The organism is Halorarius litoreus, from assembly GCF_024362405.1.
GTDB classification, from domain to species: domain Archaea; phylum Halobacteriota; class Halobacteria; order Halobacteriales; family Haloarculaceae; genus Halorarius; species Halorarius litoreus.
The window spans coordinates 2,794,583-2,817,613 of the sequence record NZ_CP101454.1 but is presented as its reverse complement, the minus strand read 5'-3'; the positions used below and the strand labels follow the sequence as shown (position 1 = coordinate 2,817,613).

The window sequence follows — 23,031 nt, the reverse complement described above, 5'->3', positions numbered from 1 at the left end:
TGGTCGCGCGTTACTATTACCCGGCGATTCCTAGAACCAGTATAAATACGCTCGCCACCTGGCGGAAGTGAACCGCTGGCGTGGTCACTCCCGGCGTGTGACGAACGGAAACGATGGGAGCACGAAACGCCGGTGTACCGCTCCGGCGCTGCCATGCACGAGATCCCCCGACCTCGTCGGCGTCGTTACTGGATGAGCCCGGAGACAACGCGAGACTCGGCCTTCCGCAGGTGTTCGTCGACGGTCGAGGGCGCACAGTCGAGCGTCGCCGCGATGTCCTTGTGGGTGGCACGCCGCGGGACGTCGTAGTACCCCTCGTCGACGGCGACCTCGAACACTTCGAGCTGGCGGTCAGTCAGCGGCGAGAGGAGGTCCTCGCCCCCGGGGACGTACGGCCCCGCGTTGTCCACCGCGAAGTCGATGCTGTCGGGCATCGCAGACAGCGACTGCCGGAGGTTGTCGTGCGTGCCGACGAGCGTCGCGCGGAGGCCCCCCTCGACGAACTCCAGCGGGGTGTCGATGATGAGGGCGTTCTCGTGGGCCACCTCGACGAGCGCACCCATGGTCGACGACTCGACCTGCAGGAACGCGTGGAAGCCGTCGGAGACGTCGACGACCTCGTGGTCGCGGACCTCCGACCGCTCGCCGAGCGCGTCGGCGAACGTCTCCCGGTCGCCCGTCAGCCGGTAGAGCAGGACAGTCGTGCCGTCGGCACGGGCGTCGACGTGCAGGAGTGCTTCACGGGTCACGTCGCCGTGGTCGGCCACGAAGGTGTCGATGGGGTGAATCGCTCGGTCCGTCGGCGAGATGGTGAGTTTCAGGTATTGCATTGTGCTCCGCCTGAAAGCGACTGAGATATAGACGGGAAAAGTGATTCTGACAAAACCGTCCAAACGTCCGTGACCAACTCGCACGCAGGGCCGTGCGAGCGCTCAACGCCGGGAAGGAAACCCTTTTGCGACCGCTGTCCGACGTTCCGATATGGACTGGCCGCACGACCCTGACGGCGAGGACGGCAGCGAGGGGATGCGCAAGTTCGGACACGCCATCATCGTCAAGAAGGTCGACGAGGAGGAGTCGTTCCCGCTCTCGAAGGCCGACTTCGTCGAGGAATACGGCGACGACCCCGTCCGGATGGACTACGAGACCGTTGTGTCGCTCGCAGACGTGTTCGAGTACGTCGACGACGACGAGTTCGAGGACATCCTCGAGTTCCACCAGGCCATCGGCGACGGCCTGCGTGCTTCGCCGTACTGGCAGTACAATCCCATGATCGGCGAGTCGAAGACCGCGTAAGGTCTCAGACGCCGGGGCGCTCGTCGCCCGTGACGACCCCGTGGACCCGCTCGCGCAGGAGGTCGACGGCGGTGTCGTTGACCCCCTCCGGGATGATGAGGTCTGCCTCCTTCTTCGTCGGCTCGACGAACTGCTCGTGCATCGGCTTCACCGTCGAGAGGTACTGCGAGACCACGCCCTCCAGATCGCGCCCACGGTCGCCCACGTCGCGGCGGATGCGCCGGATGATGCGCACGTCGGCGTCGGTCTCGACGTAGAGCTTCACGTCGAGCATCTCGCGGAGTGCGGGGTCGTGAAGCGTGAGGATCCCCTCGACGATGATGACGTCACCCGGCTCGACGTGTGTGGTCTCGTCGGTGCGGTTGTGGACCGAGAAGTCGTAGTCGGGCATCTCGATGGCTCGCCCCTCGGTGAGCGCCGACAGCTGTTCGAGCAGCAGGTCCCAGTCGAACGCGTCGGGATGGTCGTAGTTGATCTCCTCGCGTTCGGCCATCGGGAGCCCCGATCGGTCCTTGTAGTAGTTGTCCAGCGCGACGAGCGTCACCGACTCGACCCCCGCGGTTATCTCGCGGGCGATGGTGGTCTTGCCGGCACCGGTTCCCCCGGCGATGCCGACGACGAGCGACGGAACGGGCATTGTCGAACGGTACGCACCGACTCAAATGAGCACTCGGATTTCGGCCGCGCGGCCGGACCGTCGATAGACGCCCCTCGCGAGGTCCGACTCGTGGGTAGTCCACCGTACAGCCCCCCAGACGGCAGGGTGGTTCGGGGTCGGCTCGTCGACGGCTTCGGGGAGACGTACCTCCCGTGACTACAGCCGTTTGCTCACGTACGGGCCGTCCTGGTAGTAGCCGAGTTTCTCACGGTAGTACTCGCGGACGCCGATACCCGAGATGACCGAGAGCTTCTCGTAGCCGGCATCCCGGGCGCGCGCCTCGGCCTCGGCGAGCAGTTTCCGCCCCCAGCCCCTGTGCTGGTGGGTCGAGTCGTCACCTTGGCTCGCGGCTCCGCCGCTCGCCTCTTCCGAGGCGCTCCGCGCCTCGCTCCCGTCGCCAATCGCCACCTCGCTCCCGTAGACGTGGAGTTCGCGGACGATGGCGCCGTCCTGCAACTCCCGGCGAACGGGGTCGTTCGGGAATCGGAGCCGACAGAACCCCACGAGGAGGTCCTTCTCGAAGTCCTCGACCGAGATGAAGTGTTCCGTCCCGCCACCGGCCTCGTAGGTGTCGACGCACAGTTCGAGGTCCTCTGGCGTCTCGTCGTTCATCCCGGCCTCGCGACACCGGATGCACTCACAGGTCCAGCCGTGCTCTTCCATCCGCTTCCACGCGAGCTGGCGGAGGTTCGACTTCCAGACGCCCGCGTCGATGTGGTCGGCCGGGATGTCACGCTGGACGCGCTGGAGCCGCGTGTATCGCGGCACCATCGACTTGATTTCGGCGACCAGCTCCGCGGCCTCGTCGTTGTCCAGCGGCTCGTACTCCCCCGTGCGCCACATGTCGTAGGTGACGGTGTCGCGGACGACGAGCGTCGGATAGATCTTCAGGTAGTCCGGTTTCCAGTCGGCGTGTTCGAAGATGCGCCGGAAGTCCTCCAGACACATCTCCTTCGACATGCCGGGCTGGCCGGGCATCATGTGGAACCCGACCTTGAACCCCGCATCCCGAAGCCGACGGTTCGCGTCTATCGAGGCCTGCACGCCGTGGCCGCGGTGCATCTCCCGGTTGATGCGCTCGTAGGTCGTCTGGACGCCCACCTCGACCTTCGTTCCCCCGAGTCGGAGCATCCGGTCGATCTGCTCGGGGTCACACCAGTCGGGCTTGGTCTCGAACGTCGTCCCGATGTTCCGAACCGTGGCGGTCTCGTTCTCCGCGATGACGTCTTCGAGGTAGCGGAACGGGTACTCCTGTTCGGCAAAGGACTCCGTCTCCGAGGGGGTCGGGTCCGCCTCTGGGTCGAACTCGTTCATCGCCTCCAGACACCGCTTGACGAACCACTCCTGGTAGTCGTGGCTCCGAGCAGTCATCGTCCCGCCCATCAGGATGAGCTCCACCTTGTCGACCGGGTGGCCAATCTCCCGTAACTGGTTCAGGCGGAGCGTCACCTGCCCGTACGGGTCGTAGTCGTTCTGCACCCCCCTCGCGGCCGCGGGCTCGTGGCCCGTGTACGACTGCGAGGAGGAGAACTCGCTCGCGGGGCCGCCGGGACAGTAGAGACACTTCCCGTGCGGACACATGTGCGGCGAGGTCATGACAGCCACCGGAGAGACCCCGGAGGCCGTCCGGACGGGCTTCCGCTGGAGCACCTGTTCGAGTTCCTCGCGCCGGCCGTCGGGCGCGGCGTCGAGGATGTCGGAGTGTTTGGGCACTTCGGGCGCGGAGAACTCCGAGCAGACCGCCAGCTTCGCCTGCTCGACCTCGTCCTTCTCGATATCGCCCTGGAGGATACGCTCCGCGAGGGTCTCACAGACCTGCTGGAACGCGCCGTCGTCGGTGCTCACGCTATCGGGGAATTGCGGCGAAAGAACTTGGGTTGTGCGGTCTGCGGCGCTACAGGCGGTCGGTGACTGCGCCGACGACCGCGTCGACCACGTCGTCGCGGCGGCCCGAGAGGAACACGAGCTTGCCGGTGTGCGCACCGCGCGCGGAGATGCCCGCGTTCGGTGCGCGTTCACTGGCGTCCGCGGCCACGGCGTCGAGGTCGAGCCCGTTCGGCGAGCGAACGTACAGCTCGTCCTTCGAGTAGCCGACGACGACCGGCGTGTCGTCGCGGTGGCGACGGTGGAGTTCGTCGAGCAGCAGGCCCTTCGGCGGGAAGTCGAACCGGTGGGTGTACGCGTCGGTGTCGAGCACGGAGACGCTCGTCCCCTCGACGTCACGCGTCTCGATGTTCGCTTCGGCGGTCCGGAGTTCGGCGTCGAGCTTCTCGCGGAACTGCTCGGAGACCTGCTCGGCGAGGCCGACCTCCTGGTCGAATAGGAGGTCGATGATGAGTTCGCGCTTGTCCTCGTAGCTCTGGTAGTACGCTTCGAGCGCGATGGCCTCCCGCAGTCGGCTCGCGGCCTCGTCGTCGATACCGACCTCGGCCGCGAGGTCGACGTACGCCTCGGGGGTGTCCTCCCAGTACGTGACGGCCGGGAGGTGGTAGAGGTCCTCGCGGACGTCGGCGTTGACCGCGGCGGCCACGTTGGCGGCGAGCGTGCCGGCCGTCCGGTCGCCCTCGCCCGTCACGGTCGCAGTCGCAGCCTCGCGAACCTCGTCGTCGGCCGGGATGGCGTCGACGACCACGGCGTCGGCGCCGTAGACATCGAGCAGCCCGAGCCCGTCGAGCGAGCCCGAGGTGGAGCCCGCCGCGGCGAAGACGAACAGCGGGAGCTTCTCGTCGTGGCGCTCGCGGTTGTCGAGCATCCGCGTGACGTCCTTCGTCGCGTCGTTCATGTCGTAGGTGCCGTCCTCGAGCGGTCGGCGGTCGAAGTAGTGGTACGTCGCGTCCGTCCCCGGGTGCTCGTCGCGGACGAGCGGGAGGACGGCGCGCTCGATGGCGGCGCCGGCGACGTAGCCGTCGGTCGTCGCGGAGTGGCGGACGACGATGGGGCGCGCTTCGAGCACGGCGCGGCGGATCTCGGTCGCCGCAGTCTGGATGTCGTCGGTGAGTGCCGCGACGGCGTCGTCGTCGGCCAACGGCTCGTACGCCTCGGGCGACGCCTCGGACTCGAGCGCGTCGGCCATCCGCTTCTCCACGGTCTCGCGCTCCTCATCCTCGAGGACGACGAGCGACTCGGTCTCGACCTGCAGTTCGTCGCGGCGGACGCGAACCTCGCCGTCGAGTCGGACGATGGCGCCCGCCTCGACTTCGGGGTACGCGCGGACGCCGGCCTCCTCGAACGCGGCGCAGTCGACGACCGCGCTCTCGTCGCGCAGTTCGAAGACGGTCGGGCCGGAGGTCTGTCGCGCGGAGACGATCTCGCCCTCCAGTCGCACGTCGTCGCCGACCCGGTCGGTCAGGCTGGCGACGGGAACGCGCTCGTAGTCGGTCACCGGCGCCTCGCGGTCGGGTTCCGCTTCGCGCTCGGGCTCAGGCTCCGGTTCCGGTTCCGACTCGGATTCCTCGGGGGGCTCGGGCGCTTCGGGAGCCTCGGCTTCGTCCGCGTCCGGCGTCGTGTCGCTCAGGGTGTTGGCCTGAGAGCTTGACGGCGATTCCGAATCGGCCTCCCGGTTGGCGGCGGCGACGTTCGTCCGCTGGGCACCGTCGTCGTCATCGTCGTCATCGTCGTCGGGAAGCTGGTCACCCTCGGGCGTCTCGATGAGCAGGCCGCGGAAGTCCCGCTCGGACTGGCGGATGGACCAGCCGAGGTCGATGTCGCCGTTGTCACGGACGTTGGTGACCTGGACGTACACCTCGTCACCCGGCTCCCAGTCGAGGGATTCGAGCCGCTTGTCGATCTTCGACCGGTGTAACAGTCCGGTCACGTTCGACGCCAGGTCGACGAAGACACCGAAGTCGGCGTAGCCGTCGACGGTTCCTCGATAGAACCGCCCTTCCGTCAGCTGCGTGGGCGAGTTCCCTTTGAACTCGAAGAGGACGTCCTCCTGGTGGGTGTCACAGATGGGCCCACCAGCGGACGTGCCACAGATAATGCACTTATCCATTATCGTGGTAGAACGGTTCGGGGGTAAAACGGTTGTCGGAATCCGCTCGGTAGCGTCACCCGCGCGTGGGGCGTGCCGGGGGGCGCAGGAACCCGGTGACGACGCCCGGACTCACTCGAACACCGGGCTCTCCTCCTCCAACAGTTCGATACCCCGGGCGATTTCACTCGCCTGCTCGGGGAACAGCGCGACTTCGACCTCGTTGCCTTCGCCGTCGTCGAACGCGAGTTTGAGCCGCTTGTCGCCGAACTCGCGGACCTCCACGGCCTCGACGCCGAACAGCTTCGCCGTCGTCTCCTTGTTCGTGGGCCCGACGTTCTGTACCGAGCCGTCTTTCAGTTCGATGTTCAGGTTCTCGAACGCGAGATTGAGCACGTGTCCGGGGAGCACGTTGCTACACTTAAATCCGGAGGCGTCCACGAAGCGGGGCGCTTAGGTGGCTCCCGTCGCTACCCGGTGACAGATGCGCGTCGAACAGCTGGGCGAGGGCGACCCCGAGCTCGCCATCGTCGGCAGTATCCACGGCGACGAGCCCTGTGGCAAGCGAGCCATCGAGGGGCTGCTCGAAGCCGACCTCGAGGTGACCCGCCCGGTGAAGCTCGTCATCGCGAACGAGGCGGCGCTCGAGGAGAACGTCCGCTATCTCGAAGAGGACCTCAACCGGGCGTTCCCTGGCGACCCCGACGGCGACACCCACGAGTCGCGGCTGGCACACCGGCTCCTCCAGGAGATTCGGGGCTGTACGGTGTTCTCGCTCCACTCGACGCAGTCGTACGCGGCACCGTTCGCGCTCGTCGACGACCTCGACCCGCTCGCGGAGACGGTCGTCCCGTACCTCACCGTCGAGGCGGTCGTCGAGACGGGCAAGTTCTCCGAAGGCCGGCTCATCGAGCAGGCGGACGTCATCGAAGTCGAGTGCGGGCTGCAGGGCAGCGAGGGCGCCGCACAGAACGGCTATCTCCTCTGCACGCAGTTCCTCGCCGGCATGGGCGCGCTCGCGGCCGACGAACCACGCCGCGTCGGCGACGTGCCCGTGTTCCGGCTCGAACGACAGCTCCCCAAGCCCACCGGCGTCCCCGGCCAGTACGAGTACGAGGTGTTCGCCGCCAACTTCGAGCGCGTCGCCGAGGGGAGTACCTACGCCCGCGCGAACGACGAGTCGTTCGTCGCGGACCGGCCGTTCTACCCCGTCCTCCTCTCCGCGTACGGCTACGAGGACGTGTTCGGCTACGGCGCGTCACTCGTCGGCCGACTGGACGAACACCCCCGCGTTGACCCCGAGGCGGCCACCGAACAGCGCTGAGCGGATACGCACTCAGTACCAGGTGCCGCCCGAGTCGACGGCGATCTCCTGTCCAGTGATGTGCCGGCCCGACGGCCCGGCGAGATAGGCGACCTGCTCGGCGACTTCCTCCGGCGAGACGAGGAAGTCGGGGAGCGCGAAGTCGTCCGCACCGATGCTCGCCGGCTCCGCGTGCTCCACGTCCGCGAGTTCGGCCTGTTTCTGTACGACGTCGTTGATGCGGTCACCCTCGACCGGTCCCGGGAGCACGGTGTTCACGGTCACGTTGTCACGGCCGAGTTCGTACGCGAGCGTCCGCGTCAGCCCGATGAGTCCCATCTTCGAGGCGGCGTAGGGCGTCCGGTTCGGGTACGATCGCTTCCCCCCGATGGAGCCGATGTTGACGACGCTCCCCCGGTCGCTCGCCCGCAGATGGGGAGCGGCGTGTTTCACGCAGGTGTTCGCCCCCGTGACGTTCACCGCGAACGTCGACTGGAACTCCCCGGGGTTGATGCGGTCGAACGGCTGGACCGGGCCCGCGACGCCCGCGTTGTTTACGACGCAGTCGAGTCCGCCGAACGTCTCGACCGTCTCCTCGATGGCCGCGGCGACCGTCGCCTCGTCGGTCACGTCACACCGGACCGCGAGCCCCTGGTCGCCGAGTTCGTCGGCCGTCTCCTCGATACCGTCGCCGCGGGCCGCACACGCGACGTTCGCCCCACGGTCGCCGAACTCGTAGGCGATCTCTCGGCCGATTCCACCGCTTGCACCCGTGACGAACGCCGTCAGGTCGTCGAGCATACCCGAGCCGCGAGCGGGGAGCGCAAAAAGCTACGGCCGCCGTGGGAGGTACTCGACGTAGCGGTTGTCGTAGCCCGCGAGCCGTCCCAGCGGCTCGACGAGGCGGATGCCGACCTGCTGGAGCCACACGGGGAGCGCCGAGAGGTAGAGCATGTCGTCGTACTCGCGGAGCAAGACGGCGAGTCGCAGCAGGTTCAGCGGCATCCCCGAGGGCGTCACCGGGTCACCATCGCGCGCCAGCCCGTAGGTGACGCGCATGAACTGCTCGGTGCGGAGCCCCGGCGTCACCCCGCCGCGCAGTCGGAGTTCGTCGTCGCCGGCGTTCCAGAACCGATGGGGGGTGCCGGCGGGAATCACGACCTGTTCGCCCGAGCCGAGGTCGTGTGTCCGGCCGTCGACCCAGACGCCGAGCCGCCCGGCCTCGACGTCGAGCCACTCGTCCTGCTCGGGGTGGACGTGGCGCATCGGCCCGTGGCCGCCCGGTTCGAGCGTCATCTCGAAGACGAGCGGGTCGCACTCGGGGTCGTCGGGTGTGTCGAGAAACCGGACCGTCTTGCCGGACGGCGGACTGGTCACGACCTCGGCGTCGGGCGTGACGACGCCCGGCGGGTCGTGCGGGGACACGGGCTACTCCTCGTCGGGGGCGGCGAACTCGACGAGCGTGAGGTCGCGTTCGAGCATACAGTAGTCGTGTGGCGGGTTGCCGAGCACCTCGGCGATGCGGTACTCCTCGTCGAACGCCGCGCCCTCGGGCTCGCAGAACTCGTGGCTCGGACAGCCGGTGTACGGACAGGGCCCCTCGATTCCGGCCTTCGAGCCGGCGTACGCCGACTTCGAGGCGACGTTCGCACGCACGGGTGCCGGCTCGACCTCGACCGCACGGACGCCGGTGTCGTGGACCGCACACTCCAGCGTCTGGGTGTTGTCCCGAACCCCGGTGATTCGGTAGCGCCGTCCCTCGGTTAAGTTGAGACACTGCCCCCGATATGGACAGCCCTCGCAGGCGGCAGACTCGCCACCGTAGACGAACTCGGTGCCCGCCGCGGCGAGGCGAGTCCCGATCAGCGTGACCTTGGACATGGTCGAGGGTAGCACCACGGCTGCCGTAAGTGTCCCGCCCGCGCCGTCCCCGTCAGTCGTCTCGCCCAGTCAGTTCGTCGAGCTTCGCGAAGTACGCCTCGCGAGGCACCTGATAGAGCCCACGGTAGTCGATATCGCCGGCGGCGAACCGGCGAGCGAGGTCGCGGGCACCCTCCCGAGCGGCCGACTCGTCGTCGAACTGCTCGGCGTCGCGCGACACGTCTGGCTCGAGAAAGAGGGTGACGTACCACGGCGTCCCCGGGGGCGGGTTCCGGTCTGCACCCGGGCGTCTGGAGCGGCGCCCCTGCGTCACGTAGATGGTCGGCATGCAGGCAGCCGGGAACGCGCGCCCGTCGAACACGTCCGGCCGGTAGGCGACGACGAGCTTGTCGTCGGCGTCGCTCCACACCTGCCAGCCGGGGGCGAACTCCTCGTCGTCGGCGCTCATACCAGGGCTACGGCGGTCGGCGCCAAGAGCCCCGTGGTTGGCGCGCGGTGCCGAGAGAGGCCGTCGTCGCCCACATCAGGACGGAGGCCGTCGTCGCCGGCACCAGGGTCCGGACTGGGGGCAACGCAGTGACTCGGCGCCCGACGAACCGATATCGGTACCTTCGGACTTACTTCGGCTCACTGTGTGGTGTTCGAGCGAGGAAAACCCGACGCAGGGTGTGGTGTTGGACCCGCTGAGGACCGTGGCATTATATGCCTTTTGCAGATACCTTTATGCTACTGTAAGACACACCTATAATACAGTATCGGTACGGCTCGAACGCCGTTCGATCACGTTGCCCTGCACCGCTGACACGTTGCCCTGTCGAGGCCCGCGTGCGGCACCGCGGGTGTGATACGTAAACATGACACACACGTCTGCACGGTTCCGGAAGGGGCCACAGGGGTACGGAGCGGAACCCGCCGGATGCGAGTCCGGCGCGCGCGCCACCGTTACATCGCCGTCGCGTCACGCGACGGTATCCCGGCTCTGCCGGATGATAGAATGAGCGACATGGAAACACTCGAAGAGTTGAGCGAGGAGTACCGGCGGTCGATTCCCGCGGACCTCCGCGAGACGCGGTCGTTCGACTGGTATCTCCAGGAGTGCTACGAAGAGCCGAAGATCACCCGCAACGCCCACCAGCGCGTCGCGGACATGTTCGACTTCTACGGCACGGAGTACGACGAAGACGCGGGCGTGGTCGAGTACCAGCTCGCGTCGGAGGACCCGTTGGGTGACGGCGAGAACACGTTCTACGGACGGAACATCCACGAGTCCATCCACGAGTTCGTCAACAAGGTGAAATCGGGGGCCCGGGGGCTGGGTCCCGAGAAACGCATCAAGCTGCTGCTCGGTCCCGTCGGGTCGGGGAAGTCCGACTTCGACCGGCAGGTCCGCACCTACTTCGAGGACTACACGATGCGGGAAGAGGGCCGGATGTACACGTTCCGGTGGATCAACCTCGGGGACGTCATCCGCGACCAGGACCCCGCCGACGACGTGGTCCGATCACCGATGAACCAGGACCCGCTCGTCCTCCTGCCGCTGGCCCAGCGCCAGCGGGTCGTCGACGACCTCAACGAGCGACTCGACGCCCCCTACACGATTCGCAACGATCAGGCGCTCGACCCCGCCAGCGAGTTCTACATGGACAAACTGCTGGAGAACTACGGTGACGACCTCCAGCAGGTGTTGGAGAACCACGTCGAGATCATCCGGCTGGTCGCCGACGAGAACAAGCGACAGGCCATCGAGACGTTCGAGCCGAAGGACAAGAAGAACCAGGACGAGACCGAACTCACGGGCGACGTCAACTACTCGAAGATCGCCGTCTACGGCGAGAGCGACCCGCGAGCGTTCGACTACTCGGGCGCGTTCTGTAACGCGAACCGCGGGATATTCTCCGGGGAGGAGCTGCTCAAACTCCAGCGAGAGTTCCTCTACGACTTCCTGCACGCCACGCAGGAGCAGACCATCAAGCCGAAGAACAACCCACGGATCGACATCGACCAGGTCATCGTCGGCCGCACGAACATGCCCGAGTACCGGGACAAGAAGGGCGACGAGAAGATGGAGGCGTTCAACGACCGGACCAAGCGCATCGACTTCCCGTACGTCCTCCAGTACGAAGAGGAGGCACAGATCTACCGGAAGATGCTCCGGAACGCCGACGTGCCCGACATCCACGTCGAGCCGCACACCCTGGAGATGGCCGGGCTGTTCGGCGTCCTCACCCGCATCCAGGAGCCCGACGGCGGGCAGGTCTCCGTCGTCCAGAAGGCGAAGGCGTACAACGGCGAGATCGACGAGGCCGACGACATCGACGTGAAGAAGCTGCGCGACGAGGCCGCGGAGATGGCCGACCTCGGCGAGGGGATGGACGGCGTCTCCCCCCGGTTCATCGGGGACGAGATCGCCGAGGCCATCATGGACTCGATGCACCGCGGTCGCAAGTTCCTCTCCCCGTTGACGACGTTCAACCACCTCGAGGAGAACCTCGAGAACCACGGCTCCATCCCCGAAGACAACTTCGAGACGTACTACCGGTACCTCGAGTTGGTCCGCGAGGAGTACAAGGAGCGGGCCATCGAGGACGTGCGGCACGCGCTCGCGTACGACCTCGACGAGATCCAGCGCCAGGGCGAGAAGTACATGGACCACGTCATGGCCTACATCGACGACGACACCGTGGAAGACGAGATTACCGGGCGAGAACAGGAGCCCGACGAGAAGTTCCTGCGCGACGTCGAGGAGAAACTCGACATCCCCGAAGACCGGAAGAACGACTTCCGCCAGGAGGTGGCGAACTGGGTCTCCCGGCGTGCCCGTGAGGGCTCGTCGTTCGACCCGCAGGACAACGACCGGCTGCGCCGCGCGCTCGAACGCAAGCTGTGGGAGGACAAGAAGCACAACATCAACTTCTCGGCGCTCGTGTCGAGCGGGGAGATGGACGACGACGAACGCAACGCCTGGATACACGCCCTCGAAGAGCAGGGCTACTCCCGTGACGGGGCCAAAGAGGTGCTGGAGTTCGCTGGCGCGGAGGTCGCCAAGACCGAGATGGAGGACTGACCCGCCATGAGCGACGAGTTCCTCCGCGCGGCCGACGACGCGCTGCGCGAGACGTACGAGCCCCCCATGTCGCTCGGCGAGTACGTCGACCACGTCATCGAGCACCCGACCACGGCGAGTCACGCCTCGAAGTACCTCTTGGAGGCCATCGAGGCCGCCGGTACCCGGACGGTCGTCGAGCAGGGCGAGGAGAAACAGCGCCACCGCTTCTTCGACGACCCCTCGAACGACGGCGAACACGCCATCCTCGGCAACACCGAGGTGCTGAACGCGTTCGTCGACGACCTCCGCTCGATCGCGGCGGGCCGCGGCAAAGAGGAGAAGATCGTCTGGCTCGACGGTCCGACGGCGACCGGGAAGTCCGAGCTGAAGCGGTGTCTCATCAACGGCCTCCGAGAGTACTCGAAGACGCCCGAGGGACGGCGCTACACCGTCGAGTGGAACATCGCGGGCGCGGGTGAGGTGACCGGGATGACCTACGGCGAGGTGGTCGAACCCGACGAGGACGACTGGTACGTCTCGCCGGTGCAGGTCCACCCGCTGACGGTGTTCCCGGAGTCGGTCCGCGAGCAGATCCTCGAGCGTATCAACGCATCCGTCGACGACCACACCCCCATCCGGGTCGTGGGCAGACTCGACCCGTTCTCGCGAGAGGCGTACGACTATCTCGAGGAGCGCTACCGTCGGCGCGGCACGGACGACCTGTTTTCGGCCATCGCCGACCCGCAGCACCTCCGCGTGAAGAACTACGTCGCGGACGTCGGCCAGGGCATCGGCGTCCTCCACAGCGAGGACGACGGCTCGCCCAAGGAGCGACTCGTCGGCTCGTGGATGCACGGGATGTTACAGGCGCTCGATTCGCGGGGGCGAAAGAACCCGCAGGCGTTCAGTTACGACGGGGTGCTCTCGCAGGGCAACGGCATCCTCACCATCGTCGAGGACGCCGCCCAGCACGCCGACCTCCTGCAGAAACTGCTGAACGTGCCCGACGAGGGAACGGTGAAGCTCGACAAGGGCATCGGGATGGACATCGACACGCAGATGGTCATCATCTCGAACCCGGACCTCGAAGCGCGACTGAACCAGCACGCCGAAGCAGGGGGAAGCGACCCGCTCAAAGCCTTGAAGCGCCGGCTCGACAAACACGAGTTCACGTACCTCACGAACCTCTCGCTCGAGGCCGAACTCATCCGCCGCGAACTCACGAACGAGACGCAGGTGTGGGAGGCCGACAGCTACGAGGAACTCGCCGCGATGATCCGCCAGCCGGTCCGGGTGGCGGTCCGGGGCCGCGACGGCACGACCCGGGAGCGGGAACTCCCGCCACACGCCGTCGAGGCCGCGGCGATGTACGCCGTCGTCTCGCGGCTCGACGACGACGACCTCCCGCCGGGGCTCGACCTCGTCGACAAGGCCGTCGTCTTCGACCGCGGCTACCTGCAGGACGGTGACGACCGCCGACAGAAGGACGACCTCGAGTTCGCCGCCGACCCCCACGACGGGAAGGCCGGCATCCCCGTCACCTTCACGCGGGACGTCATCGCAGACCTCCTGCAAGAGCAGACCGACCGCCACCACCCCGAGCTGCCGGTCGAGGACGTCATCATGCCGCGCGACGTGCTGAACGCGATGGCGGGGTCGCTCGGGAACGCCCCCGTGTTCGCCCCGAGCGAACGCACCGAGTACGAGAACCGACTCGTCCCCGTGAAGAACTACGTGTTCACCTGCCAGGAGGAGGACGTCCTCGCGGCGATGATGCGCGACAAGCGCGTCGACGAGGAGACCGTCGAGGAGTACATCGAGCACGTCTACGCGTGGGCCGAGGGCGAGACGGTCGAAAACGAGCGCGGCGAGACGGTCGAGCCGGACCCCCTGAAGATGAAGGTGTTCGAGACCGAGCATCTCGGTCGGTTCGACGACGACGACTACGAGGGGACCGACCCCTCCGAGGGCGTCGGCGAGTTCCGCCGCGAGAAGGTCGTCACGGCGATGAACCGCCACGCCTGGCACAACCGTGACGAGGAGTTCCGCGTGGGAGATGTGAACCCGAAGGAGATCCCGGTCATCAAGACCGTCCTCGGGAGCCACGACTGGGACGACGTCCGCCGGACGTTCGAGGACTTCGAGCCCTCGCTGTGGGACGACCCACCGTCCGGGACCCAGACGGCGCGGGTGAAAGAACAGACCCTGCAGAACATGAGAGAGCTGTTCGACTACAGCGAGGCCTCCGCCGAGCTGACCAGCCGACACGTGATGAGCCAGGTGAGCTACCGATGGGACTGAAAGAGGACCTCGACCGCTACCGCGAAGTCGGCGAACAGCGCCGACAGGACCTCTCGGAGTTCATCCAGTACGGTGACCTCGGACAGTCGCTCCCCGGCGAGATTCGCATTCCCATCAAGATCGTCGACCTGCCGGCGTTCGAGTACGACCAGCTCGACAAAGGCGGCGTCGGCCAGGGCGACGGCGGCACCCCCGACGTGGGGCAGCCCGTCGGCCAGCCGCAGCCCGGTGACGGTGACGAGGACGGCGACCCCGGCGAGGAGGGTGGCGAACACGAGTACTACGAGATGGACCCCGAGGAGTTCGCGCAGGAACTCGACGAGGAACTCGGCCTCGACCTCGAACCGAAGGGGAAGCGCGTCACCGAGGAGAAGGAAGGCGACTTCACCGACATCACGCGCACGGGGCCGGCGAGCACGCTCGACTTCGAGCGGCTGTTCAAACAGGGGCTGAAGCGCAAGCTCGCGATGGACTTCGACGAGGAGTACGTCCGCGAGGCCCTCCGGGTGGATGGCTGGGGCCCTGCGAAGGTGTTCGAGTGGGCACGCGACCAGCGCATCCCGGTCTCGCGGGCGTGGATCGAGGACGCCTACGAGGAACTCCCCCGCGACGAGCGGTCGATGTGGGACACCATCGAGGAGATGGAGGCCAACGTCGAACGGGAGACGACGGCCGCGCGCATCCGCCGGAAGGGCATCGACCAGGTGCCGTTCCGCCGCGAGGACGAGCGGTACCGCTACCCCGAAATCATCGAAGAGAAGGAGACGAACGTCGTCGTCGTCAACATCCGCGACGTCTCGGGGTCGATGCGCGAGACCAAACGCGAACTCGTCGAGCGGACGTTCACGCCCCTCGACTGGTACCTCACGGGCAAGTACGACAACGCCGAGTTCGTCTACATCGCCCACGACGCGGAGGCGTGGGAGGTCGAACGCGAGGAGTTCTTCGGGATTCGCTCGGGTGGGGGGACGCGCATCTCCAGCGCGTACGACCTCGCGAAGGTCATCCTCGAAGAGCGCTACCCGTGGAGCGACTGGAACCGCTACGTCTTCGCCGCGGGTGACTCCGAGAACTCCTCGAACGACACCTCCGAACGGGTGATTCCGCTGATGGAGGAGATCCCGGCGAACCTCCACGCCTACGTGGAGACCCAGCCGAGCGGCAACGCGATCAACGCGACGCACGCCGAGGAGGTCGAGGCGCACTTCGGTGACGACGCCAACGTCGCGGTCGCCTACGTCCAGCGTCAGGAGGACGTGGTCGACGCCATCTACACCGTCTTGAGTACGGAGGATTCCGAATGAGCGACACCGACCGCATCACGAAACAGCGCATCGCCGAGGGGCTCGAAGAACCGGTCCGCGAGGCGAACGCGCTCGCACACAAGCTCGGGCTCGACCCGTTCCCCGTCAACTACTGGATCGTCGACTACGACGAGATGAACGAGCTCATCGCCTACGGTGGCTTCCAGTATCGCTATCCCCACTGGCGCTGGGGGATGGCGTACGACCGCCAGCGCAAGCAGGGACAGTTCCTCGGCGGCAAGGCGTTCGAGATCGTCAACAACGACAATCCCAGCCACGCCTTCCTGCAGGAGTCGAACTCGCTCGCCGACCAGAAAGCGGTCATCACCCACGTCGAGGCGCACGCGGACTTCTTCAAGCACAACGAGTGGTTCCGCCTCTTCGGCGATGAGCCGGACGCCGCGGCGATGCTCGAACGGCACGGCGAGACCATCCGCGAGTACATGGAGGACCCCGACGTCTCGCGGGAAGACGTCGAGGCGTGGGTCGACCACGTGCTGTGTCTCGAGGACAACATCGACCAGCACCGACCCTTCACGCCCGCCAGCGCGTGGGCTGGCGAGCCCCCCGAGATGGACGACGGTGTCCCGAACCTCGACGACCTGAACCTCTCGGAGGAGGTGAAACGGCAGGTGTTCTCCGACGAGTGGCTCGAGTCACAGCGCCGCGAGGAGGGCGTCGGATTCCCGCCGGAACCCGAGAAGGACGTGCTGGCGTTCCTCACTGCACACGGCAAGCAGTACGACGAAGACGCCGGGAAGGCCACCGAGTTCGAGGACTGGCAGCGTGACGTTCTCGAACTCCTCCGCCGGGAGGCGTACTACTTCGCCCCCCAGAAGATGACGAAGGTGATGAACGAGGGGTGGGCCGCCTACTGGGAGTCGAAGATGATGACCGGCGAGGCGTTCGCCGCCGACGAGGAGTTCCTCTCCTATGCCGACCACATGGCACAGGTGCTCGGCTCGCCAGGGTTGAACCCCTACGCGCTCGGCATGGAGCTGTGGGAGTACGTCGAGAACCGCGCCAACCGCCGGGAGGTCCTCGAACGCCTCCTCAAGGTCGACGGCGTGACGTGGCGCAACTTCCACGAGACCGTCGACCTCGACGACGTGCTCGCGGCGCTCGAGCCCGCACCCGAGATCGACGACGTGCCGACCCACCTCGACGCGCTCGACCCGGACGACCCCCGAGTCGACGCCGACGGCCTCGCTGCCGCCCGCGAGGGCGAGTTCGACGTGGAGACGTATCCGTGGAAGGTGCTGACCTACGAGGGGCTCTGCGAGCGCCACTACTCGCTCGTCCAGCGGAAGAACCGCGGGTTCCTCAAGCGGACGAGCCAGGAGGCGCTCGAGCGGACGGCGCGTTACCTGTTCGACACCGACCGCTACCCCACCATCGAGGCGGCGCTCGCGGACGTGGACTACGCGGCGGGCTGGAACCGGATGTACGAGATCCGCGAGAGCCACAACGACGTGACGTTCCTCGACGAGTTCCTCACCCAGGAGTTCGTCGACGAGAACGACTACTTCACCTACGAGTACGTCCACACCTCTCGCGACTACCGCGTCACGAGCGTGGACTACCGCGACGTGAAGAAGAAGCTGATGCTGCAGTTCACGAACTTCGGGAAGCCGACAATCACGGTCCACGACGGGAACTTCGAGAACCGCAACGAGCTGCTGCTCGCGCACCACTACAACGGCGTGATGCTCGACGTTCGGCAGGCCGAGCAGGTGCTCGAACGGGTGTTCGAGCTGTGGGGCCGGCCGGTGAATCTCAAGACCGTGGTAAAAGAACTCGACGAACACGACATCGAGGTGGCACGTCGGCGCGACCGCGAGCCGACGCCGACGGAGGTCGGGAAACGCATCCGGTTCGACGGCGAGGATTTCTCGGTCGAGGACCTCGACGAGGAGGAGTGGGCCGACATCGCGGCCACGGACGTCGACTACGACACCAAGCCCGAGGAGTGGCTGACCTGAGCGTCGGCCGCGCGGAGAGACACCTTCATAACACTCCCCCGGAAACGCAGTATCGTGTCGAACGAGCCGGCGGAGGAGGCGCTCGACCCGGGGGAGATTCACGATGTCCTGCGCAACGACCGTCGACGCCTGACCCTCCGCAGCCTCCGTGAAGCAGAGGGCGGGTCGATGCTCGTCCGAGACCTCTCGGAACGTGTCGCGACGCTCGAGACCGGTGAGAACCCGGCGCCGCGCAACAAACGGCAATCGGTGTACGTCTCACTCCACCAGACCCACCTCCCGAAGCTCGACAGCCTCGGCATCGTCGAGTACGACGACGAGGAGAAGGTCGTCACCCTGAAGGAGAAGGTGAAAGAGGTCGAAGTGTACATGGAGGTCGTCCCGCGCTACGGACTCTCGTGGGCCGAGTACTACTTCCTGCTCGCCCTGCTCGGGATGCTCACCACCGTCGCCATCCTGCTCGGCGTCCCGGCGGTGTCACAGCTCGGGCTGACGGCCGTCGCCTCGCTGTTCTTCGTCGCCGTGATGCTCTCTGCGACCTACAACGTCTACAGCCAGCAGGACCGCGTGCTGTTCCAGCGGTTCCGCTAAGGTCCCAGCCCCCCACCCACGAGTATGCGCTTCGACGTCTCGACAGACGAGCGAACCTGTGTTCGTGACGTGACCGACCGCGTGCACGAGGCCATCCCCGACGACCGCGACGGCACCGTCACCGTGTTCGTCCGCCACACCACCGCCGGGGTCGTGGTGAACGAAGCCGAACCACGACTCCTAAAGGATATCGAGCAGTTCGTCGCCGACCTCGCGCCCGACGAGGGCTGGCGCCACGACGAATTGGATGGGAACGCCGACTCGCACCTGCGGACGCTCCTGCTGGGCCAGCACGTCACCGTTCCCGTCCGGGACGGCGACCTCGACCTCGGCCGCTGGCAGTCAGTGCTGCTCGTGGAGTGTGACGGCCCCCGGACGCGGACGGTCGACGTCGTGTAGCGTGCCGCTTTCTCCACGGCTTTCGGGGAGCCGCCCCGAAAGACCGCATGGAGACGGCCATCGTGTGGTTCCGACGCGATCTCCGCGTCCACGACAACGAGACGCTCGCGGCCGCCGTCCGCGACGCCGACCGCATCCTCCCCGTCTACTGTTTCGACCCGGCCGAGTTCACGCAGTCACAGTACGTCGACGAGCCGAAGACCGGCCCTCATCGAGTGACGTTCCTCCGCGAGAGCGTGGCCGACCTCCGCGAGTCGGTGCGCGAGCGCGGCGGAGAACTGGCCGTCCGCCACGGCGCACCCACCGAGGAACTCCCGCGACTCGCACGCGAGGTCGACGTCGACGCGGTCTACTTCCAGACGATACCCGCGACCGAGGAGTTCGAGACGGAACGCGCAGTCCGGCGCGCACTCGACGCCGACGGAGTTGCAATCGAGCGGTTCTGGACCCACACACTCTACCACGTGAACGACCTCCCGACGCCCGTCGAGTCGATTCAGGACACGTTCACCCCGTGGCGCAAAGAGGTCGAACAGGAGGCCGAGGGCCGCGACACCGAGCCCACACCCGAGCGCGTCGAGACGCCCACAGTCGAGGCCGGCGACGTGCCGACGAACACGGACCTGGGAGTCACGCCCGCACCCCCACCCGACGACCGAGGCGTGCTGGCGTTCGAGGGCGGCGAACGCGCGGGGCTCGACCGCCTCGAAACCTACGTCTGGACCGAAGACCGACTCCGCGAGTACAAGGAGACGCGCAACGGCCTGCTCGGCGCGGGCTACTCCTCGAAGCTCTCGCCGTGGCTCGCGCTCGGCTGTCTCTCTCCTCGGTACATCGGCGAGGAGGTCGACCGCTACGAGCGCGAGCGCGTGGCGAACGAGTCGACGTACTGGCTCGTCTTCGAGCTGCTGTGGCGGGACTTCTTCCAGTTCCAATTCGCCAAACACGGGGCGCGGTTCTTCGGCCCGCAGGGGATTCGAGGCGATGCCGCCGGGAAAGACTGGGACCACGACCGCGAAGCGTTCGCGCGGTGGGCCGCCGGCGAAACGGGCGTCCCGTTCGTCGACGCGAACATGCGAGAGCTGAACGCGACCGGCTTCATGAGTAATCGGGGCCGACAGAACGTCACGTCGTTCCTCACCGACGCGCTGAACGTCGACTGGCGGTGGGGCGCGGCGTACTTCGAGTCGCGGCTCGTCGACTACGACGTCTGCTCGAACTGGGGGAACTGGGCGTATCAGGCGGGCGTGGGCAACGACTCGCGCGACGGGTACTTCGACGTGGTCTCACAGGCCGAGTACTACGACCCCAACGCCGCGTACGTCCGCCACTGGCTCCCCGAACTTGAGGAGCTGCCGGCCGACTACGCCCACCGCCCGTGGACGCTCTCGGATGAGCTGGCGGCGACCTACGGCGTCGAGCTGGGTGTCGACTACCCACAGCCGATGCTCGACGTCGAAGGGCGCTACCGCGACCTGTCCTGACTTAAGTGCGGACCCGGGGTGAGCCGGGGCGCTTTACTTTGAAAACTGTTCCAGCCGAAACACCTAATTCGCTCAGGACGCAACTCAGGGCGAGACCGTTACACACGGGGGACGCATGCGCTACTTCGATTTCACACTCACACCCGCCGACGGCTCGATTCACCCGGTCGACAAGGCCATCGTCGACAACCCCACAGTCACGCGTGAGGCGTTGATGCACGTCAACGCGCTCGGTGACGGGACGGGCGTCCTGCTCTACAAACTCCGGGGAGAGCCGGAGGAGATCGTCGCAGAGCTCGAAGAGCACCCCGACGTCGTCGACCTCGACCTGCTGGACGTCGAGGACGACTGTTTCCACCTCTACCTCCACGTGCTCCCGGGCGAACCGGCGGGGTCGCTGATGGCGCTCGCCCAGACGTACGCGCTGATGATAGACACGCCCCTCGAATTCACTGGTCGCGGGAGCCTCCGGACCACCGTCGTCGGCACCCACGAGATGCTCCGGCAGGCCATCGACGAACTCCCCGACGACGTCCGCATCAGCGTCGAGCAGGTCGGTCAGTACGCCCCCGAGAACGGCGACACGCTCTCGGCGCTCACCGACCGCCAGCTCGAAGTGTTCCAGGCCGCGGTCGAACTCGGCTACTACGAGATTCCGCGGCGGGCGACCCACGAGGACATCGCCGAACTGCTCGACTGTGCGCCCTCCACCGTCGACGAACACCTCAGAAAAGCCGAGTCGCGAGTCCTCTCGTCGCTGGTCGGCAGCTAGTCGTCGGCCTCGACCGTCTCGTAGCCGTAGATGTCGGCCACCTTCGCGTCGTGTTCCGAGAGGACGTTGCGCCGCTTCAGCTTCATCGACGGCGTCAGCATGTCGTTCTCCGGGGTCCACTCGCTCGAGACCAGCCGGAACTCCTTGATGCGCTCGTGTTTCGCGAGTGTCTCGTTGATGGCGTCGACCTCCTCGGCGATCCACTCGACGACCCGCTCGTCCTCGATGGCGTCGGCCTTGTTCCGGGGGATGTCGACGTCGTTCTTCTCGGCCCAGCGCCCGAGCGTCTCGAAGTTCGGGACGAACAGCGCGCCGATGAACTTCTCGTTGTCACCGACGACCATCGTCTGCTCGATGCGGTCGGAGGTCGCGAACTGGTCCTCGATGGGGCCGGGAGCGACGTTCTTCCCGGTGTCGAGTACGATGATCTGCTTCAGGCGGTCGTGGTAGACCAGGAAGCCGTCGTCGGTCTGCTCGATGATGTCGCCCGTCCGGAACCAGCCGTCCGTGAAGGCGTCTTCGGTCGCGTCGGGGCGGTTCCAGTAGCCCGAGGTGACGTTCGGCCCCTTCACGAGCAGTTCGCCGATGTCGCCGGTCGCCTTCTCCTTCTGGTCGGCCGAGATGACGCTCTCGTCGAGTTTCGTCTCGATGTCCACCAGCGGTGGCCCGAGCGTGCCCGGGCGGAGGTCGTCCGGCGGATTGATGGAGACGACGGGGGCGGTTTCGGTCAACCCGTAGCCCTCGTAGATGGGGAGGCCCATCCCCTGGAAGATCTCGGCGAGTCGCTTCGAGAGCGAGCCACCGCCCGAGATGAACATCTCGATGTTGCCACCCATCTGCTCTTTGACCGTCTCGAAGACGAGGCGGTCGGCGAGCGCGTGTTTCACGCGGAGGCCGACACCAGGTGCGTCCGTCCTGGCGTAGTCACGGGCGACGTCGAGCGCCCACTCGAAGATGCGCTCTTTCGTCGGCGACTCGCTGGCCTGCTCGCGCATCGAGTCGTAGATGCGCTCGTAGACGCGGGGGACCGACGTCGCGGTCGTGGGTTTGACCGTCTTGATGTCGTCGGCGACGGTGTCGGCCGACTCGGCGTACGCGACCGTCCCGCCCGACGCGAACATGAAGAAGTGTCCCCCTGTGCGCTCGAAGACGTGCGCGAGTGGGAGGAACGACAGCGCCCGAGTGTCCGTCGAGACGGTGGGCACAGACGGGTCGCGGTCGGGCCGTGGGGCGAACCGCTTTCGCACCTGGTTGATGTTCGCGCGGAAGTTCCCGTGGGTGAGCTGGACGCCCTTCGGCTGGCCGGTCGTCCCCGAGGTGTAGATGAGCGACGCGGTGTCCTCGAGGGTTCGCTCGGCGAGCCAGCCCTCGTACGCCTCGATGTCGAACGCCTCATGCCCGATGTCGAGCACCTCCTTCAGGGAGTAGATGTCGTCGCGGTCCTCGTACCCGTCGTAGTTGTCGATGACGACGATGAACTGGAGGTCGAGGTCGTCCTCGACTTCGAGGACGTTCTCGAGGAGTGACTCGTTCTCACAGACGACACCCATGGCGTCCGGGTCGTCGAGCAGGTACTGCACCTGTGAGGGCGACGACTCGGTGTAGACGGTCGTGACGACCCCGCCACCGGTGAGGATGCCGAGGTCGGTCTGTGCCCACTCCATCCGGGTGTCGGCGTAGATGCCGACCCGGTCGTCCGTCTCCATCCCCAGCTCCCGGAACCCGGCAGCGAGATACTGGACGATGGTCTGCATGCGCTCGTAGGTGAGCGCGGCGAACTCGCCGGCCGGCGGCTCCGGGAGGACATCGGGTGTCAGCGAGCGGTCGTAGACTCCACCTTTGTACCACTGGGCGTCGAGGCTGCTGTTCCGGGAGGCGCTCTGCTCGAACATCCGCCCGAGCGTCGAGTCACCGATCACCTCGTCGGTGTACTCCTGCTCGGCCCTGAACCAAGGTGCGTCGATTTCTACCATGGGTCGCTACCGTGGTGTTACACCACGGGAACTTCAATGTGGAGTATTCACTGCGGTGACTGTTTGCC

General features: G+C 66.6%; 20 protein-coding genes. 10 read left to right on the top strand and 10 right to left on the bottom strand.

All coding sequences use genetic code 11. The annotated features are described in order from the left end of the window. Positions 1–185: 185 nt before the first annotated feature. The gene (locus tag NL126_RS14795; RefSeq protein ID WP_255195653.1) at positions 186–830 is read right to left on the bottom strand and encodes a helix-turn-helix domain-containing protein; all 645 of its coding nucleotides are present in this window, start codon (positions 828–830) and stop codon (positions 186–188) included. A gap of 151 nt (positions 831–981) precedes the next feature. Here NL126_RS14795 and NL126_RS14790 point away from each other — a divergent pair, with 151 nt between their 5' ends. Then, positions 982–1,296, top strand: coding sequence for a DUF5785 family protein (locus NL126_RS14790; protein ID WP_255195652.1), 315 nt, complete (start codon positions 982–984; stop codon positions 1,294–1,296). A gap of 4 nt (positions 1,297–1,300) precedes the next feature. On the opposite strand, the gene udk is transcribed toward NL126_RS14790, so the two are convergent. The 4 genes from udk to NL126_RS14770 all read right to left on the bottom strand — a co-directional run bounded on the left by udk (position 1,301) and on the right by NL126_RS14770 (position 6,323). Then, positions 1,301–1,933, bottom strand: a complete 633-nt coding sequence (udk, locus tag NL126_RS14785; RefSeq protein ID WP_255195651.1) for a uridine kinase — start codon at positions 1,931–1,933, stop codon at positions 1,301–1,303. 177 nt (positions 1,934–2,110) lie between these two features. Continuing rightward, positions 2,111–3,799, bottom strand: coding sequence for a tRNA uridine(34) 5-carboxymethylaminomethyl modification radical SAM/GNAT enzyme Elp3 (locus NL126_RS14780; RefSeq protein ID WP_255195650.1), 1,689 nt, complete (start codon positions 3,797–3,799; stop codon positions 2,111–2,113). Positions 3,800–3,848: 49 nt separating this feature from the next. Further along, positions 3,849–5,948 (bottom strand): DHH family phosphoesterase, encoded by a 2,100-nt coding sequence (locus NL126_RS14775; RefSeq protein WP_255195649.1) that lies wholly within the window; start codon positions 5,946–5,948, stop codon positions 3,849–3,851. A gap of 111 nt (positions 5,949–6,059) precedes the next feature. Further along, entirely contained in the window at positions 6,060–6,323 is a 264-nt protein-coding gene (locus NL126_RS14770; protein WP_255195648.1) for a hypothetical protein, read from the bottom strand. 88 nt (positions 6,324–6,411) lie between these two features. On the opposite strand from NL126_RS14770, the gene NL126_RS14765 reads away from it, so the two are divergent. Next, positions 6,412–7,251 carry a M14 family metallopeptidase gene (locus NL126_RS14765; RefSeq protein WP_255195647.1) on the top strand — a complete coding sequence of 280 codons (840 nt, stop codon included), beginning with the start codon at positions 6,412–6,414 and terminating at the stop codon, positions 7,249–7,251. Between the two features lie 12 nt (positions 7,252–7,263). On the opposite strand, the gene NL126_RS14760 is transcribed toward NL126_RS14765, so the two are convergent. From NL126_RS14760 to NL126_RS14745, 4 genes are read right to left on the bottom strand one after another with little or no spacing between them, the layout of a single operon-like run. Then, positions 7,264–8,031: an SDR family NAD(P)-dependent oxidoreductase gene (locus tag NL126_RS14760; protein WP_255195646.1), complete on the bottom strand. Its 768-nt coding sequence runs from the start codon at positions 8,029–8,031 to the stop codon at positions 7,264–7,266. A 30-nt stretch (positions 8,032–8,061) separates the two neighbouring features. Beyond that, complete coding sequence (locus tag NL126_RS14755) at positions 8,062–8,655, bottom strand: cupin domain-containing protein (RefSeq protein WP_255195645.1); 594 nt, start codon at positions 8,653–8,655, stop codon at positions 8,062–8,064. 3 nt (positions 8,656–8,658) lie between these two features. Then, complete coding sequence (locus NL126_RS14750) at positions 8,659–9,111, bottom strand: UPF0179 family protein (RefSeq protein ID WP_255195644.1); 453 nt, start codon at positions 9,109–9,111, stop codon at positions 8,659–8,661. 52 nt (positions 9,112–9,163) lie between these two features. Further along, positions 9,164–9,559 carry a DUF5820 family protein gene (locus NL126_RS14745; protein WP_255195643.1) on the bottom strand — a complete coding sequence of 132 codons (396 nt, stop codon included), beginning with the start codon at positions 9,557–9,559 and terminating at the stop codon, positions 9,164–9,166. Between the two features lie 546 nt (positions 9,560–10,105). On the opposite strand from NL126_RS14745, the gene NL126_RS14740 reads away from it, so the two are divergent. The 8 genes from NL126_RS14740 to NL126_RS14705 all read left to right on the top strand — a co-directional run bounded on the left by NL126_RS14740 (position 10,106) and on the right by NL126_RS14705 (position 20,990). Beyond that, positions 10,106–12,175 (top strand): PrkA family serine protein kinase, encoded by a 2,070-nt coding sequence (locus tag NL126_RS14740; protein WP_255195642.1) that lies wholly within the window; start codon positions 10,106–10,108, stop codon positions 12,173–12,175. Positions 12,176–12,181: 6 nt separating this feature from the next. Further along, positions 12,182–14,458 carry a PrkA family serine protein kinase gene (locus tag NL126_RS14735; RefSeq protein WP_255195641.1) on the top strand — a complete coding sequence of 759 codons (2,277 nt, stop codon included), beginning with the start codon at positions 12,182–12,184 and terminating at the stop codon, positions 14,456–14,458. Then, positions 14,449–15,762, top strand: coding sequence for a YeaH/YhbH family protein (locus tag NL126_RS14730; RefSeq protein WP_255195640.1), 1,314 nt, complete (start codon positions 14,449–14,451; stop codon positions 15,760–15,762). Before NL126_RS14735 ends, NL126_RS14730 begins: the two co-directional genes overlap by 10 nt. Next, the gene (locus NL126_RS14725) at positions 15,759–17,744 is read left to right on the top strand and encodes a SpoVR family protein (RefSeq protein ID WP_255195639.1); all 1,986 of its coding nucleotides are present in this window, start codon (positions 15,759–15,761) and stop codon (positions 17,742–17,744) included. The genes NL126_RS14730 and NL126_RS14725 overlap by 4 nt, the downstream gene beginning before the upstream one ends. A gap of 51 nt (positions 17,745–17,795) precedes the next feature. Further along, complete coding sequence (locus NL126_RS14720) at positions 17,796–18,335, top strand: DUF7344 domain-containing protein (protein WP_434084167.1); 540 nt, start codon at positions 17,796–17,798, stop codon at positions 18,333–18,335. Between the two features lie 24 nt (positions 18,336–18,359). Continuing rightward, complete coding sequence (locus NL126_RS14715; protein ID WP_255195637.1) at positions 18,360–18,734, top strand: secondary thiamine-phosphate synthase enzyme YjbQ; 375 nt, start codon at positions 18,360–18,362, stop codon at positions 18,732–18,734. A gap of 47 nt (positions 18,735–18,781) precedes the next feature. Next, the gene (locus tag NL126_RS14710; protein WP_255195636.1) at positions 18,782–20,218 is read left to right on the top strand and encodes a DASH family cryptochrome; all 1,437 of its coding nucleotides are present in this window, start codon (positions 18,782–18,784) and stop codon (positions 20,216–20,218) included. 115 nt (positions 20,219–20,333) lie between these two features. Beyond that, positions 20,334–20,990, top strand: a complete 657-nt coding sequence (locus NL126_RS14705; RefSeq protein ID WP_255195635.1) for a helix-turn-helix domain-containing protein — start codon at positions 20,334–20,336, stop codon at positions 20,988–20,990. Here NL126_RS14705 and NL126_RS14700 read toward each other — a convergent pair. Further along, positions 20,987–22,963: an AMP-dependent synthetase/ligase gene (locus tag NL126_RS14700; RefSeq protein ID WP_255195634.1), complete on the bottom strand. Its 1,977-nt coding sequence runs from the start codon at positions 22,961–22,963 to the stop codon at positions 20,987–20,989. The genes NL126_RS14705 and NL126_RS14700 overlap by 4 nt on opposite strands. Between the last annotated feature and the right edge of the window lie 68 nt (positions 22,964–23,031).

Coding starts and splice junctions, on each gene's coding strand:
- NL126_RS14795 (WP_255195653.1), bottom strand. CDS start 830: ATGCAATACCTGAAACTCACCATCTCGCCGACGGACCGAGCGATTCAC.
- NL126_RS14790 (WP_255195652.1), top strand. CDS start 982: ATGGACTGGCCGCACGACCCTGACGGCGAGGACGGCAGCGAGGGGATG.
- udk (WP_255195651.1), bottom strand. CDS start 1,933: ATGCCCGTTCCGTCGCTCGTCGTCGGCATCGCCGGGGGAACCGGTGCC.
- NL126_RS14775 (WP_255195649.1), bottom strand. CDS start 5,948: ATGGATAAGTGCATTATCTGTGGCACGTCCGCTGGTGGGCCCATCTGT.
- NL126_RS14765 (WP_255195647.1), top strand. CDS start 6,412: ATGCGCGTCGAACAGCTGGGCGAGGGCGACCCCGAGCTCGCCATCGTC.
- NL126_RS14760 (WP_255195646.1), bottom strand. CDS start 8,031: ATGCTCGACGACCTGACGGCGTTCGTCACGGGTGCAAGCGGTGGAATC.
- NL126_RS14750 (WP_255195644.1), bottom strand. CDS start 9,111: ATGTCCAAGGTCACGCTGATCGGGACTCGCCTCGCCGCGGCGGGCACC.
- NL126_RS14745 (WP_255195643.1), bottom strand. CDS start 9,559: ATGAGCGCCGACGACGAGGAGTTCGCCCCCGGCTGGCAGGTGTGGAGC.
- NL126_RS14740 (WP_255195642.1), top strand. CDS start 10,106: ATGAGCGACATGGAAACACTCGAAGAGTTGAGCGAGGAGTACCGGCGG.
- NL126_RS14735 (WP_255195641.1), top strand. CDS start 12,182: ATGAGCGACGAGTTCCTCCGCGCGGCCGACGACGCGCTGCGCGAGACG.
- NL126_RS14730 (WP_255195640.1), top strand. CDS start 14,449: ATGGGACTGAAAGAGGACCTCGACCGCTACCGCGAAGTCGGCGAACAG.
- NL126_RS14725 (WP_255195639.1), top strand. CDS start 15,759: ATGAGCGACACCGACCGCATCACGAAACAGCGCATCGCCGAGGGGCTC.
- NL126_RS14715 (WP_255195637.1), top strand. CDS start 18,360: ATGCGCTTCGACGTCTCGACAGACGAGCGAACCTGTGTTCGTGACGTG.
- NL126_RS14710 (WP_255195636.1), top strand. CDS start 18,782: ATGGAGACGGCCATCGTGTGGTTCCGACGCGATCTCCGCGTCCACGAC.
- NL126_RS14705 (WP_255195635.1), top strand. CDS start 20,334: ATGCGCTACTTCGATTTCACACTCACACCCGCCGACGGCTCGATTCAC.
- NL126_RS14700 (WP_255195634.1), bottom strand. CDS start 22,963: ATGGTAGAAATCGACGCACCTTGGTTCAGGGCCGAGCAGGAGTACACC.